Consider the following 13,690-nt stretch of genomic DNA (forward strand, 5'->3'; position numbering starts at 1 on the left):
AAGGGTGGTCTGTACCGGCGCCAGGTGCAAGCGGTGATCATCGGTGCACGCGTTCGAAGGGCCAGGCGTGGGGTGACCGGGCCAGCAGTTCGGGCGGGACGTCGTCGAGCCCACGCCCGGTCGGGTCGATGACCACCACCCGGCCGTCGCGGCTGCGGTACACATCGGCGCTCGGGTCGGCGGCCGTTCGGACGTAGTCGATCAATTCCTCGAGGCGACCGTCGGCGGCCTCCGCCTCCCACATGATCGTCATCAGCTGAGCTGGGCGGAGCTGAGCTCGACGGTGGGGATGGCCGAGAAGTCCGACGGCGACGGCCGGGCGCCGTCGCGCACGAGCAGGTCGCCGATGGCGGCGATCATGGCGCCGTTGTCGGTGCACAGCCGCATCGGCGGGATGCGCAGCTCGACGCCCGCCGCCGCACAGCGCTCCTGCGCGAGGCTGCGGATCCGGCTGTTGGCGGCCACTCCCCCGACGATCACCAACGTGTCGACAACCTGGTCGCGGCAGGCTCGCAACGCCTTGCGGGTCAGGGTGTCGGCGACCGCCTCCTGGAAGCTCGCCGCGATGTCCTGCGTCGTCACGGCCGGGTCGTGAACGCCTTCGACGTAGCGCGCGACGGCCGTCTTCAACCCGCTGAACGAGAACCCGAGCGGCGGGTCGTTGGGGCCGGTGAGCGGGCGCGGAAATCTCACGGCAGTGGGGTCGCCCTCGCGGGCGGCGCGGTCGATCGACGGGCCGCCGGGGTAGGGCAGCCCGAGCAGCCGAGCCACCTTGTCGAAGGCCTCGCCGGCGGCGTCGTCGAAGGTGTCGGACAGGTGCACGATCGGCGTGCGGACGAGGTCTCGGACAAACAACAGCGACGTGTGCCCGCCGCTGACGATCAGCCCGATCGAGCGGTCGGGCAGCGGGCCGTGCTCGAGGGTGTCGGCAGCGGCGTGCCCGGCCAGATGATGCACGCCATACAGCGGGACATCGAGGGCGAGGGCGTACGCCTTGGCCGCCGCGACGCCGACGTGCAGCGCCGTGGCCAGGCCCGGGCCGGCGGTGACAGCGATCGCCCCGACCTCGCCGAGGCCGAGGCCGGCGTTCTCGAGCGCCGCGCGCACCGTCGGCACCATGGCCTGGACGTGCGCGCGCGCCGCGATCTCGGGCACCACGCCGCCGAAGCGCGCGTGCTCGGCCATGCTCGAGGCCAGCGCGTCGCCGAGCAGCACGCCGTCGCGCACCAGGCCGACGCCCGTCTCGTCGCAGGACGTCTCGATCCCCAGCACGATCGTCATGGGGCCAGCTTGAGCTGCATGACGACGGCGTCGACGCGGCCGTGCTCGTAATAGCCGCGCCGCACGCCGACGTCGTCGAAGCCCTCGCTGCGGTACAGGCTGCGGGCGGCGACGTTGTCGACCCGGACCTCGAGGTAGACGTCCTTGGCGCCCTTCGCGGCGGCGGCGTCGAGCAGGCCGGCGAGCAGGCGGCGGGCCAGGCCGGTGCGGCGGGCGCCGGGGACGACACCGACAGTGAGCACCTCGGCCTCGTCGGCGACCACCCGAACGCCGGCCCATCCGAGCAGCGCCGCATCGTCCGACTCGGCGACCAGATACGTGCGGTGCCGGTGGTCCGCGAGCTCGTCGCGGTAGCCGCCGCGCGTCCAGGCCTCGGGCCCGAACATGCCGCGTTCGAAAGGCATGAGCAGGTCGATGTGGGCGGGCGTCATGGCCACGATGCGGACGGAGTCGATCACTGCCGCACCGCCTTCGGGGCGCCCGGCACGACGGCGTCCGGGCGGCGCAGGTAGAGCGGCGGCAGCGGATCGGCCGGCGCGCCCGACTCGATGCGCGGCTGCGCGAGCCGCACCAGGGCGACAGGGTCGGGGTGGTGCGCCGGGCGGCGCTCGAGACCGGGCCAGTCGTACAGCTCGGGACCGGCCACCGAAGTGACGCCGTCGAGCGGAACGTCCTCGGGCCGGGCCACGCCGGGCTCTCCGACCCGGACGCCGTGTTCGTAGCGCGCCCAGTAGACCTCCTTGCGCCGCGCGTCGGTGGCGACGAGCAGCGCCGGGTCGTCGGGGTACAGCGCGCCGATGGCGTCCAACGAGCAGACGCCGTAGGCCGGGACGTCGAGCGCGTGGGCGAGCGCGGCGGCGGTGACGAGGCCGACGCGCAGCCCGGTGAACGGGCCCGGTCCGGTGCCGACCACGATCACGTCCAGCTCGGCGGGGGTGAGGCCGGCGTCGACGAGCACCTCGGCGATGGACGGGCTCAGCAGCTCACCGTGCCCGCGGGCGGCGATCGGGGTTCGCGAAACGACGAGCTCGAGATCGGTCGTCACGACGGCTGCCGTCACGGCGGGCGAGGAGGTATCGATGGCCAGGGCAAACATTGCGCCGGTCAGCCTAATTGCTGCAAGCGCTGCGCCCAGTCGCCGCCGTGCGGGCGGAGCAGGGCCGTGCGCTGGTCGGTGTCGGCGGCCCGGGCGAGCTCGATGAGCAGGTGCGCGTCGGCGAGCCGCTCGGCGACGCCGGCGCCCCACTCGACCGCGGTCACGGTGTTGCCGGCCTCGACGTCGAGATCGAGATCATCGACCTCGGCAAGCGAACCGAGGCGGTAGGCGTCGACGTGCACCAGCGCCAGGCCGTCCGGGCGTCCGGGCTCGTGGACGCGGGCGATGACGAAGGTGGGCGAGGCGACGCGACCCTGCACGCCGAGCCCGGCGCCGATGCCCTGCACGAGCGCCGTCTTGCCCGCGCCGAGTGGGCCGCTGAGCACGAGCAGGTCACCGGCGCGAAGCAGCGCAGCGAGCCGCACGCCGAGGTCGTGGGTGTCCTGCGCGGTGGGCAGCACGAAGCGTCGGGCGCCGGTGGCCAGGTTCAGCTCGGGCCCGGGCCGGCGGCCGGGGCCAAGCATGGGTCCGAGTGTCATCGTGGTCCGAGAGTCATGCGTAGACGCGGGCCACGCGGGGGCCGATGCGCGTGACGATCTCGTAGTGGATCGTGCCGACCGCGTCGGCCCAGTCCTGGGCCGTGGGCTCGCCGTCGGCGCCGCTGCCGAACAGGACGACCGGGTCGCCGGGCGCGACGTCGAGGTCGCCCACGTCGATGATGATCTGGTCCATGCACACCCGTCCGGCGAGGGTGAACCGCTCGCCGTTCACCCACACCGGGCCGACCCGCGACGCGTGCCGCGGCACTCCGTCGGCGTAACCCAGCGGCACTAGCACCAGCGTGGTGTCGCGGTCCGTGACGTACTCGTGGCCGTACGAGACGCCCTCGCCGGCACGCACCCGCTTCACGCTCGCGGCCGCGGCGCGCAGCGTCATGGCCGGGGTGAGGCCGAAGTCGCCCTCGACCGGCGACAACCCGTAGACCGCAATGCCGGGACGGACGAGGTCGTAGTGCGTGGCGGGCAGCGTCAGCGTCGCGGCCGAGTTGGCGATGTGCCGCAGCTGCGGTTCGACGCCGAGGTTCTTGGCCGTGGTCAGCGCGTCGTCGAACACCGTCAGCTGTTTGGCGATGGTCGGGTGACCGGGCTCGTCGGCGTAGGCGAAGTGGCTCCAGACGCCGACGACCTCGGCTTCGCCGCCGGCGCGCGCCTTGGCCGCGGCGGTGACGAGTTCGGGCCAGTCGTCGGGATAGCAGCCGTTGCGTGACAACCCCGTGTCGATCTTGAGGTGGACGCGGGCGGGTCGGCCGAGTTTGCGAGCGGCCGCCCTGACGACGTCGAGCTGCCAGAGGCTGCTGACCGACAGGTCGACGTCCGCGGCCAGCGCCCGGGCGATCGTCGGCGCCTCGTCGGGCGTCCACAGCCAGGACAGCACGGGCACCGTGATGCCGCCGGCGCGCAGGACCAACGCCTCATCGACGATGGCGGTGCCCAGCCACGTCGCCCCGCCCGCGAGCGCGGCCTGAGCGCTAGGCAGCAGCCCGTGTCCATAGCCGTCGGCCTTGACTACCGCCATCACCTCGGCGGACGTGCCCGACGCCATCTTCGCGACATTGTCGGTGATCGCGCGCAGGTCGATCACGGCCTCGGTCCGTTGCATGGGCCCATTGTCCGACACCCGGGCCATCCGGAAGCACCGGGCTGAGTCAGGTCATCCGACGCGGTCCGCGAGCCTGCGCGCCGCGGTCAGGCCGGCCGCGAGCAGGGTCCGCCCGTTGTACTGACCGAGCACGACCCCGGTGATCTCGATGCGCCTCCCGTGCACGCTGCGCCGAGTGCGGAAGACGAAGCACCCACCCGCCGCCCTGGTCGAGCCGGTCTTGACGCCGACGAAACCGTCGGTGCCGAGCAACGTGTCGGTGTTGTGGACGGTGCCGGCCACCGGCAGGCGAAATCTCGTGAGCCTCACCAGGCCGGCGAAAGCGCGCACGCGGAGCGCGACGATCGACAGCTTGAGCTGATCGACCGCGGTCGAGACCGTGCCGGCGTCGAAGCCGCTGGGATCGGTGTAGACCGTGTGCGTCATGCCCAGCGCGCGGGCGGTGCGGTTCATGGTCCGGACGAAAGCACGTACGCTGCCGCCGACCCGTCGGGCCAGCATGACGGCAACGTTGTTGGCGGACGGCAGCAGAACGGCAGCCAACGCCTGCCGCTCGGTCAGACGCTCGTGTTCAGCGACCGGCACGAGCGATTGGTTCTGACTGCGTCGCCGGGCGGTGTCAGCCACGTCGGCAAGCGTCACCGTCATCGAGAACCCCGGCGCGGCGGCGGGCAGCGGCCACGCACGGAGGACCAGGTAGGCCGTCATCACCTTGGCCACGCTGGCGACGGGTCGCGCCCGCTGGTGGGGGCCGGCATGGACCACCTCGCCAGTCAGCACGTAGGCCGCCTGGCCGTGAGCTGGCCAGATGCTGGCGTCGCGAGCACCCGCGCCCGCCGGGGTCGCGGCGACGACCAGCATCGCCGCGATCAGCGTGACGATCAGGCCCAGCGTGACCCCGGCACACGTTCTCACCGCGACACGGTGACGCCGGTGCCGATCGGAGCCCAGCGGTAGAACCACGCCATCGTGGCGCCCGGCAGGTGGATGCAACCGTGCGATCCCTGCGTGCGGTAGCGGGCGCTGCCGTAGGCGAAGCGCTGCCACGGCGAGTCGTGCAGGCCGTAGGCACCGCTGTACGGCATCCAGTAGTGCACGAAGTAGACGCCCCCGGCGGCCGGGCGCAGGTGGGTGTCGCGGGTCTTTGCATAGATGCGCCAGCTGCCGGTCGGGGTGCCGTCGCCCTTCGCGGTGGCACCCGTCGTGACGAAGGACGTGCGGATCAACTGGCGGTACCTGCACATCCAGGCGAGCTGTCGGTGCAGCACGATCCGGATGCGATGTGCCGAACGGTTGCCCCCGCAGGCATTGCCCGACGAGCTCGCCCACACCAGCGCTGCGTGATTGCTGATCCGCAGCACACCGTCCGACCCCAGCCACAACACATTGGCCCCGCCCGAGCCGTAGGTTCCGCTGCGCCACAACGCACGCGAGCCGGACCACAGCACGACGTCGCCGTTGGACTGCACCCGCAGCCGGGCCGACGCGCCCCGCGTCCTCGTGCTCCACACCCGGCCGGTCGGTCCGGTGACAACGAGGTTCCCGCCGCTCGTCACCTGCGCGCGGAACCGGTGATCATGCGAGAACAGGGTGGTGCCCAGTTGCAGCCCCTGGCCCGCGGCGACCGACGTCACGGGCTTTGCGGCCGCGGCGGCCGGCGGCGCGCCGACGAGGCATACCAGCGACGCTGCGATGCAAGCGAGCAGGGCGACGTTGATAACCGCTGCGTTGCCTTGGCGCAACGCGCGCTGGGCGATCGCCGTCAACATGACAGCACCGTAGCCAACGGAACCGCCGCGGGGGTGGGCTAGCTGGTGCGGATCGTGTGGAGGGCGTGGCGGACCGCATGCAGGACGTCCATGGACGACGGCGGGCCGTCGGCAGCTGCGAGCTGTCCAGCCACCCCGTGCACATATGCGCCCACTGCAGCAGCGAGCGGCGGCTCGAGGCCGGCCGCAAGCAGCGAGCCGATCAGCCCGCTGAGCACGTCACCGCTGCCAGCGGTGCCGAGCCACGGCGTCCCGGTCGGGTTCACCCAGGCGCGACCGTCGGGGGCGGCGACGATCGTGCGGTCGCCCTTGAGCAGGACGACGGCGCCGAGTGATGCTGCAGCAGCGCGCGCTGATCCCAACCGATCGGCGGACGGGCCGTCGGCGATGCGGGCGAACTCGCGATCGTGCGGGGTCAGCACCGTGGCCGACGCACGACCGTGCAGCAAATCGGGATGCTCGCCGAGCACGGTGATGCCGTCGGCGTCGACGAGCACCGGGGCGTCGGTGGACAGCACATCGGCCAGCAGGTCGCGGGCGTCGTCGTCGGTACCCATGCCGGGACCGGCCACCCAGGACTGCACGCGCAGCGCGCTCGGCTGCGCGCCCTCCTGCACGACGACCTCGGGGTAGGCGGCGCGGATTGCCGCAGCGGCCGTGCCGGCGTAGCGCACCATCCCCGCGCCACCGTTGATGGCCGAGCCGGTCGAGAGCACGCCGGCGCCGGGGTAGGCGGCCGAACCGGAGACCAGCCCGACCACGCCGCGGGTGTATTTGTCGTCGCTGCCGCCTGGCGTCGGGAGCAGGGCCGCGACGTCGGCGGACTCGAGCACCATCGTGTCGGGCGGCGGCAGCGTCTCGTCCAGACCGATGTCGACGAAACGCAGCTCGCCGGTGTGCCCCGCGCCGTCCCCCACGACCAACCCCGGCTTGAGCGTGCCGAACGTGACCGTGACGTCGGCCCGTACGGCATGTTCTCCTGCTGCACCGGTGTCGGCGTCGACGCCAGAGGGGATGTCTACGGCCACCGTGAGCACGCCCTCGGCCGCCGCGGCAAGCGGTACCGCGGCCGGTCGCAGATCGCCCGAACCGCCGATCCCGACGATGCCGTCGAGCACCAGGTCGCCACCGGCGACGACGTCCGGCGACGGTTCGGCGACCCGTCCGCCTGCTGCCCGTAGTGAAGCCAAACCGCCGGCGTGCGCGCGGTCGGGGGTGAGCAGCAGCGCCGTCACCAGCGCCCCGCGCCGGGCCAGGTACGCGCCCGCGTACAGCGCGTCACCGCCGTTGTTGCCGGCGCCGACGAGCAGCACGACCTGCGCTCCATAGACCCGGCCGAGCAACCGGGCGCACTCGACGTAGAGCCCGTACGCCGCCCGCACCATCAGCGCCCCGTCGGGCAATGTCGCCATCAACGCGTCCTCGGCCGCCCGGACCTGCTCGACGGTGTGCACCCCACGCATGGCTGTCTCCTCTCGTCTCACCTTCGGTGATCAACAGCGCCAATACGTCAGCATTAGACGTTTTCGCGCTGTTGATCACGGGAGGGGTGTTCAGTCCCCCTCGGCGATGACGGTGGCCGACGCGATGCCGCCGTCGTGCGCCAGCGACACGTGCCACCGGGTGACGCCGAGCGACAATGCTCGCGCAGCCACCGTGCCGCGTACGACGACCGACGGCCTACCCACGTCGTCTACAACGACCTCGGCGTCCGTCCAGAGCATGCCGCCGCCCGCGCCCAGCGCCTTGGCCAGCGCCTCCTTGGCCGCGAAGCGGGCAGCCAGCGACTCCGCGGAGCGGGGCGCCCCGGACACCGTCACCCGCTCGGTGTCGGTGAACAACCGATCCGCCAGCCGCGGCGAGCGTTCGAGGGCGGCGGCGAACCGCGCAACGGGCACGACATCGATGCCGACGCCCACGATCATGCAGTGGGCGACCCGGCGGGGGCCGGCTCGCCGGGCTCGGGCGCGTAGTCCGAGAGGTGACCAGGGAAGGCGGACTTGCCAGGGTTCAGGAACGCGAAGGCGTTGTTCACGGCGGTGGCGACCTCGCCGAAGCCGGTGGCGATCAGCTTCACCTTGCCCGGGTAGTCGACGATGTCGCCAGCCGCGTAGATGCCCGGCACCGACGTCGAGCCCGCGGTGTCGGTCATGATCTGCCGCTTCTGGATGTCGATGCCCCACTCCATGAGCGGCCCCAGGTTGGCAGTGAAGCCGAGTGCGGCGATCAGCTTCGTGCACGGCAACGTCTCGGGCTCGCTGCCCTTGGCGGTGATCTCCACATGGTCGACGTCCGGATCACCGTGCACGCCCGACACCTGAGCGTCGGTGATGATGCGCACCGACGAGCGACGCAGCAGCTCGACCGAGTGCTGGTGGGCTCGGAACTCACCGCGCCGGTGCACGACGGTGACGGACCGGCCGACCGGCTCGAGCATCAGGGCCCAGTCGAGGGCAGAGTCACCGCCGCCGACGACGACGATGTCCTGGTCCTCGTAGGCACGAGGTTCGGGGACGAAGTGCACCAGCCCGCGGCCGAGGTACTCGGAACCGGTGGGCAACGGGCGCGGGGTGAACGTGCCGATGCCGCCGGTGATCACGATGGCGCGGGCCTCGATGCGGTGCCCACTGGCTGTCGTCACCGCGAACGCACCGTCGCCGCGCTCGAGCCCAACCGCCTGGTGGCCCAGCATGTAGGCAGGTTTGAAGGGCGCGGCCTGCTTGAGCAGCTGCTCGACGAGCTCGCGGCCCTTGATCGCCGGGAACCCCGCGACGTCGAAGATCGCCTTCTCCGGGTACATGGCGGTGATCTGCCCGCCCGGCTCCTCGAGCGAGTCGAGCACGGCCGTCGACAGCGTCCGCACCCCCGCGTAGTACGCGCCGAACAGGCCGACCGGCCCGGCCCCCACGATCAACACGTCGACGGAATCCAGGGTGGCAGTGGTCACGATCGTCCTCGCTTCGCTCGATCCGATCGGCCGAGCCATACGCCCATGGTTCGCTCGCAAGCTTCGCTCACGCCTTGAACCTAGACGACAGCTATTCGACCGTCACGGACTTCGCGAGGTTCCGCGGCTTGTCGATGTCACAGCCGCGGGTCTGCGCGATCTCGGCCGCGAGCACCTGCAACGGCAAGGTGGTGACGAACGGCGACAGCAACGTCGGCACGCGCGGCACCGCGATGAAGTCGGCCGCGAGCTCATGGGCGGCGGTGTCCTCGGCCTCGCCGATGACGATCGTCCGCGCGCCGCGGGCCTTCACCTCGGCGACGTTCGACAGCATCTTCTGATGCAGCAGCGGCCGGCCGGTCGGCGACGGCATGATCACCACGACGGGCAGCCCGTCCTCGATCAACGCGATCGGCCCGTGCTTCAGCTCGCCCGCCGGGAAACCCTCGGCGTGCATGTAGGCCAGTTCCTTGAGCTTGAGCGCGCCCTCGAGCGCCACCGGGTAGCCGACGTGCCGGCCGAGGAACAGCACGGCCCGCGACGACGCGATCTCGCGCGCCAGCTCGCGGACTGGTTCAAGCGTGGCCAGGACGTCCTTGATCGCCGCCGGCATCGCGCACAGCGCGTCGTACTCACGGATGATCTCGTCGCCGTATTTCGTGCCGCGCGCCTGCGCCAACGCCAGCCCGACGAGCTGCACCGCGGCCACCTGCGCCAGGAACGTCTTGGTCGCCGCGACGCCGATCTCGGGGCCGGCGTGCGTGTAGAGCACGGCATCGGACTCGCGCGGGATCTGCGCGCCGTTGGTGTTGCAGATGGCCAGCACCTTCGCGCGCTGGTCAACGGCGTGCCGGACGGCCTCGAGCGTGTCGGCGGTCTCGCCCGATTGGCTGATCGGCACGACGAGCGTCTGCCGGTCGAGCACCGGGTCGCGGTAGCGGAACTCCGAGGCCATCTCGACCTCGACCGGGATCCGCGTCCAGTGCTCGATGACCTGCTTGCCGATCAGCGCCGAGTGGTACGCCGTGCCGCAGGCGACCATGAACACCTTGTCGATGTCGCGCAGCTCCTGCGGGTCGAGGCGCTGCTCGTCCAGCACGATCTGCCCGCCCACGAGGTGACCGCGCAACGTGTCGGCGACCGCCGTCGGCTGCTCGGCCATCTCCTTGAGCATGAAGAACTCGTAGCCGCCCTTCTCGGCGGCAGCAAGGTCCCAGTCGACGTGGTAGGCGTTGCCGTCCACCGGGTTGCCGTGGAAGTCGGTGATGACGTAACCGTCGCGGCTGATCTCGACGACCTGGTCCTGCCCGAGCGCTACCGCGTCCCGGGTGAACTCGATGAACGCCGCGACGTCGCTGCCGAGGAACATCTCGCTGTCGCCCACCCCGACGACCAACGGCGAGTTGCGACGCGCGGCCACCACGACGTCAGGCTCCTCGGCGTCGACCAGGACCAGCGTGAACGAACCGCGCAGGCGCAGGCACACCGCGCGCAACGCATCGGCCAGCGATCCGCCGTGCTTGTGCAGGTGGCCGGCGACCAGATGCGCGACGACCTCGGTGTCGGTCTCGCTCTCGAGCTCGACGCCGTCGCGCTCGAGCTCAGCACGCAGCGCACCAAAATTTTCGATGATCCCGTTGTGTACGACCGCAACCCGGCCTGCGCTGTCGGCGTGCGGGTGGGCGTTGTGGTCGTTCGGCGCGCCATGGGTGGCCCAGCGGGTGTGCCCGACGGCCGTGTTGCCGGTGATGGCGCGGGCGGCAAGCTCCTTGTCCAGGTTCTCGATCCGGCCGGCCTTTTTGGCGATCTGCAGCCCGTCGGGGCCCAGCACCGCGACGCCCGACGAGTCGTACCCGCGGTACTCGAGGCGCCGCAATCCCTCGACGACGACGTCCAGCGCCGGGCGCGGACCGACGTATCCCACGATTCCGCACATGCCGAACAGCCTAAGCCGTGTAGCTCGGTACTCAGGAAACCTGTACCTCGGATGTGCAGTGTGCTTCGCTGCAGATCATGACGGAGATCACCGCCGCTACCGGCGCCCCCGCGAGCCTCAGCCGCGGCACCCTGATCGCCGCGGCTGGCGCCGTGGCGGTGGCCCAGATCGGGTTGTCGATCCCGGCCGTGATCAACGGGTTCATCAACCAGGACCTCGGGCCGTCGGCCACCCAGCTCACCTGGATCTCCGACGCGTTCCTGGTGCCGGTCACGTTGCTCGAGCTCTCCTTTGGCGTGGTCGGTGATCTGTTCGGGCGCAAGCGGCTGCTCGCCGTCGGCGCTGCCCTGATGGTGGTCGGGGGCCTGATCGGGTTCTTCACCCCGTCCGACGGGGTGGGCGTGTTGCTCACCGGGCAGGTCATCGCCGGCGTCGGCGCCGCGGCGATCTTCCCGACCTCGGTGGCGATGCTCGCTGCCGGCACGCACACCGCGAAGCAGCGCGCACACGCCATCTCGATCTGGGCCGCCGCGCTCACCGGTGCCGGGTTCATCTCCCCGGTGCTGGCCGGGGTGCTGGCCCGCATCCACCACTCCGGCGGGGAGTTCTCCAGCTGGCGCTACGCGTTCCTGGCGATGGCGGTACTCGCCGCGGTCAGCGTCGCCATCACGCTCGCCGCCGCGCAGAACTCCTCCGCGCCGCAGGGCCGCTCGCTGGATTGGCCCGGGCAGATCACCATCGCGGTGTCGCTGTTCGCGCTGCTGTACGCGGTGATTCAGGGCGCGGACGACGGCTGGGGCAGTGTCACGGTGGTCGGCGGGTTCGTCGTGTTCGTGGTGTTCATGGCGCTGTTCGTGGCCATCGAGCGACGGGTCGATCGTCCGCTGCTGCGGTTGGAGCTGTTCAGCAATCGGGTGTTCGCAGTCTCGGCGGTGGTCACCGTCATCGGCATGTTCGCCTATCTCGGCACGGCCTACGCCACCAGCATCCGGCTGTCGGCGATCCAGGAGTACACCCCGCTCAAGACGTCCATCGGCTTCTTCTGCCTGAACGTCATGGGCGTGGTGCTCTTCCCGGTCAGCACCCGAATGATCGAGCGCTACAGCCCCGGCTGGGTACTCGCCGCGGGCATGGCCATGATCGGCATCGGCGACCTCGTGCTCTCGGCCATCCCGGCCACGAACCTGTCCATTGCCGCCGTGGCCGCGCCGTTGCTCGTCATTGGTGCCGGTTTCAAGCTGGCGGTCACCTCGATCACCGTGGTCGCGGTCAACAGCGTCCCTACCTCGAAGGCCGGGATGGCCAGCGGCGCGACGAGCATGCTGCGCGACGGCGGCTTGACGCTCGGGCCGGCCGTCGTGGCCGCGATCGCGCTGACCAGCGCCGCGAACGCGGTCCGGGACAAGGTCGCGTCGACGCCCTCGCTCAAGTCGGCGCTGAACTCCTTCTACGCCGCGCCCGACCACGTGCCCGCGGCGCAGCGGGCCGGCGTCGAAGGCGCGGTCGCGGCAGTGAAGTCCGGGCCGCTCGGGCAGAACGGTGTGCCCGCCCAGGTGCCCGGCCCGGACGGCAAGTTGATGCCGTTCAACCCCCTCAAGGACGTCGCATTCCACGCGCTGTCGCACGGTTATGCCATCGGTTACCTGATGTGCGGCATCGCCGCACTGGTTGCTTCCTTGATCGCCGCGACGATGCTCGGCGGTCGCCGCCACCAGGACTCGTTCGACGAGCCCGACACGGTGGGGGTCAGCTGACCCGTCGGTCAGGGCTCGGCCACGCCGCTGGATGACGGCGTGGCGGTGGGCGTGGCGGTCGGCGACGCGGTACCCGAGGGCGACGCGGAGCTGCTGGCCGGCGCCGATGGGGTAGTGGTCGTCGCCGGCGCGGTCTGGGTGACGGTGGGCGTGGTGACCACGACCTTGGGCGTCACCGTGACGTACACCGTGGGTGCCGTCGGCGGGACGGTTCGCACGGTCTCGTGGCCGAAGAAGCTGGTGCCGCCACCGGAATCACCGCGCACGACGTCGCTGATCGGCCGGCCGGCCACTACCTCGACGCCGGTGACGACGGCCATGAGCACCACGAACACGCCGATTGCACCGAGCGCCGCGCGCTTCCAGATGGCGGTGCCGGACGGGTGCGGGCTCGGGCGTCGCGGACGTGGCCGCGGGCTCGGCAGGGTAGGTGGCGTCTCCTCCCGTGGGTGCCCAGGCAGGGATCGGGTGATCACCGGGGGCAACGGCACGACTTCACGCACCCGATCGCGGGTGGTGCGCAGCGAAGTCGTGTAGACGGCGTTGCCGACGGCGGTCAGGACGCTCGCCAGGGCGGCACCGATGACCGTGCCGGTGACGCCGAGATAGGACGCGGCCACCGTGGCGGTGATCGCGGCGAGCGCGGTGCCGACCAGCTGGGTGGCCGAGAGCCCAAAGCTGGGCAGGGCTCGTCGGGCGGGGCGGTTCGAGGTGGACTCGTCGTCGGTGTCGGTGTGTTCGGTGTCGGGATCGAGGTCAGGGTTGAGCTTGGTGGTCACAGTGCAAGAAGCCTTCGGTACGGGACGAGCGGCGGCTCGGCAGTGAACCGTCGCGAACTGTCCATGGTGGTCGGTGCACCTGGGTGGCTGCCAGGAACGCTCAAGGCCGGTTCAGGCTCGGCCCGCCCGTGAGGTATGTCCCCGTTGACGTCGCGGGGCGCGGCGAGCAGTGAGCACCGAGCTGCTCACGCTGTACTGGACAATCGGACGCGCCATCCTCGACCGACAGCCGAGAACGGCTGGTCTCGCAAGGTCCTGCTCAACCAGATCCACGGCCAGGTGCACCTGCGCACGGGTGCAGCCCCGAGCCGTCGCCAACTATGTCGTCGCTCCCGATGAGGCCGCTGCGCTCTCCTTCCCGGTCCCGCCGACCTTGAGGCCATCCTGTCCGCTCCCCTAGCCGGCCACCCCGGGACCCTAGGCGACGCTCTGCCCGACGAGGAGAATGACGCCGTCGGCGGTTCGTCGA

14 protein-coding genes are annotated in these 13,690 nt (G+C 71.2%); 1 reads left to right on the forward strand and 13 read right to left on the reverse strand.

Annotated features, from left to right (window positions below; genetic code table 11):
• Window positions 1-37 precede the first annotated feature (37 nt).
• The 12 genes from ACFFC4_RS01395 to glmS all read right to left on the reverse strand — a co-directional run bounded on the left by ACFFC4_RS01395 (window position 38) and on the right by glmS (window position 10,688).
• Window positions 38-253 (reverse strand): hypothetical protein, encoded by a 216-nt coding sequence (locus ACFFC4_RS01395; protein ID WP_375497016.1) that lies wholly within the window; start codon window positions 251-253, stop codon window positions 38-40.
• Window positions 253-1,281, reverse strand: a complete 1,029-nt coding sequence (gene tsaD / locus ACFFC4_RS01400) for a tRNA (adenosine(37)-N6)-threonylcarbamoyltransferase complex transferase subunit TsaD (RefSeq protein WP_375497018.1) — start codon at window positions 1,279-1,281, stop codon at window positions 253-255. The genes ACFFC4_RS01395 and tsaD overlap by 1 nt, the downstream gene beginning before the upstream one ends.
• Complete coding sequence (rimI, locus tag ACFFC4_RS01405) at window positions 1,278-1,739, reverse strand: ribosomal protein S18-alanine N-acetyltransferase (protein ID WP_375497020.1); 462 nt, start codon at window positions 1,737-1,739, stop codon at window positions 1,278-1,280. The genes tsaD and rimI overlap by 4 nt, the downstream gene beginning before the upstream one ends.
• Complete coding sequence (gene tsaB, locus ACFFC4_RS01410; protein WP_375497022.1) at window positions 1,736-2,377, reverse strand: tRNA (adenosine(37)-N6)-threonylcarbamoyltransferase complex dimerization subunit type 1 TsaB; 642 nt, start codon at window positions 2,375-2,377, stop codon at window positions 1,736-1,738. The genes rimI and tsaB overlap by 4 nt, the downstream gene beginning before the upstream one ends.
• 8 nt (window positions 2,378-2,385) lie before the next feature.
• Window positions 2,386-2,901, reverse strand: a complete 516-nt coding sequence (tsaE, locus tag ACFFC4_RS01415; RefSeq protein ID WP_375497024.1) for a tRNA (adenosine(37)-N6)-threonylcarbamoyltransferase complex ATPase subunit type 1 TsaE — start codon at window positions 2,899-2,901, stop codon at window positions 2,386-2,388.
• A 28-nt stretch (window positions 2,902-2,929) separates the two neighbouring features.
• Complete coding sequence (gene alr, locus ACFFC4_RS01420) at window positions 2,930-4,036, reverse strand: alanine racemase (RefSeq protein ID WP_375497026.1); 1,107 nt, start codon at window positions 4,034-4,036, stop codon at window positions 2,930-2,932.
• Between the two features lie 51 nt (window positions 4,037-4,087).
• On the reverse strand, window positions 4,088-4,951 hold the full coding sequence (locus ACFFC4_RS01425) for a D-alanyl-D-alanine carboxypeptidase family protein (protein WP_375497028.1): 864 nt from the start codon (window positions 4,949-4,951) through the stop codon (window positions 4,088-4,090).
• A complete protein-coding gene (locus ACFFC4_RS01430; RefSeq protein ID WP_375497030.1) occupies window positions 4,948-5,805 on the reverse strand; it encodes a L,D-transpeptidase family protein in 858 nt (285 codons plus the stop codon). Before ACFFC4_RS01430 ends, ACFFC4_RS01425 begins: the two co-directional genes overlap by 4 nt.
• A 38-nt stretch (window positions 5,806-5,843) precedes the next feature.
• The gene (locus tag ACFFC4_RS01435) at window positions 5,844-7,268 is read right to left on the reverse strand and encodes an NAD(P)H-hydrate dehydratase (RefSeq protein WP_375497032.1); all 1,425 of its coding nucleotides are present in this window, start codon (window positions 7,266-7,268) and stop codon (window positions 5,844-5,846) included.
• A 90-nt stretch (window positions 7,269-7,358) separates the two neighbouring features.
• A complete protein-coding gene (locus ACFFC4_RS01440) occupies window positions 7,359-7,730 on the reverse strand; it encodes a holo-ACP synthase (protein WP_375497034.1) in 372 nt (123 codons plus the stop codon).
• A complete protein-coding gene (locus tag ACFFC4_RS01445) occupies window positions 7,727-8,752 on the reverse strand; it encodes an NAD(P)/FAD-dependent oxidoreductase (RefSeq protein ID WP_375497036.1) in 1,026 nt (341 codons plus the stop codon). Before ACFFC4_RS01445 ends, ACFFC4_RS01440 begins: the two co-directional genes overlap by 4 nt.
• A gap of 91 nt (window positions 8,753-8,843) precedes the next feature.
• Complete coding sequence (gene glmS, locus ACFFC4_RS01450; RefSeq protein WP_375497038.1) at window positions 8,844-10,688, reverse strand: glutamine--fructose-6-phosphate transaminase (isomerizing); 1,845 nt, start codon at window positions 10,686-10,688, stop codon at window positions 8,844-8,846.
• A 77-nt stretch (window positions 10,689-10,765) separates the two neighbouring features.
• On the opposite strand from glmS, the gene ACFFC4_RS01455 reads away from it, so the two are divergent.
• Window positions 10,766-12,442 carry an MFS transporter gene (locus ACFFC4_RS01455; RefSeq protein ID WP_375497040.1) on the forward strand — a complete coding sequence of 559 codons (1,677 nt, stop codon included), beginning with the start codon at window positions 10,766-10,768 and terminating at the stop codon, window positions 12,440-12,442.
• A gap of 8 nt (window positions 12,443-12,450) precedes the next feature.
• Here the strand turns inward: ACFFC4_RS01455 and ACFFC4_RS01460 are convergent, their stop codons facing one another.
• The gene (locus ACFFC4_RS01460) at window positions 12,451-13,221 is read right to left on the reverse strand and encodes a hypothetical protein (protein ID WP_375497042.1); all 771 of its coding nucleotides are present in this window, start codon (window positions 13,219-13,221) and stop codon (window positions 12,451-12,453) included.
• Between the last annotated feature and the right edge of the window lie 469 nt (window positions 13,222-13,690).

The sequence above is a fragment of the uncultured Jatrophihabitans sp. genome (genome assembly GCF_964244045.1).
In the GTDB taxonomy this organism is placed as follows: Bacteria; Actinomycetota; Actinomycetes; order Mycobacteriales; family Jatrophihabitantaceae; genus Jatrophihabitans.

Coding starts and splice junctions, on each gene's coding strand:
- tsaE (WP_375497024.1), bottom strand. CDS start 2,901: ATGCTTGGCCCCGGCCGCCGGCCCGGGCCCGAGCTGAACCTGGCCACC.
- ACFFC4_RS01455 (WP_375497040.1), top strand. CDS start 10,766: ATGACGGAGATCACCGCCGCTACCGGCGCCCCCGCGAGCCTCAGCCGC.
- ACFFC4_RS01440 (WP_375497034.1), bottom strand. CDS start 7,730: ATGATCGTGGGCGTCGGCATCGATGTCGTGCCCGTTGCGCGGTTCGCC.
- tsaB (WP_375497022.1), bottom strand. CDS start 2,377: ATGTTTGCCCTGGCCATCGATACCTCCTCGCCCGCCGTGACGGCAGCC.
- ACFFC4_RS01435 (WP_375497032.1), bottom strand. CDS start 7,268: ATGCGTGGGGTGCACACCGTCGAGCAGGTCCGGGCGGCCGAGGACGCG.
- ACFFC4_RS01430 (WP_375497030.1), bottom strand. CDS start 5,805: ATGTTGACGGCGATCGCCCAGCGCGCGTTGCGCCAAGGCAACGCAGCG.
- glmS (WP_375497038.1), bottom strand. CDS start 10,688: ATGTGCGGAATCGTGGGATACGTCGGTCCGCGCCCGGCGCTGGACGTC.
- ACFFC4_RS01395 (WP_375497016.1), bottom strand. CDS start 253: ATGACGATCATGTGGGAGGCGGAGGCCGCCGACGGTCGCCTCGAGGAA.
- alr (WP_375497026.1), bottom strand. CDS start 4,036: ATGCAACGGACCGAGGCCGTGATCGACCTGCGCGCGATCACCGACAAT.
- tsaD (WP_375497018.1), bottom strand. CDS start 1,281: ATGACGATCGTGCTGGGGATCGAGACGTCCTGCGACGAGACGGGCGTC.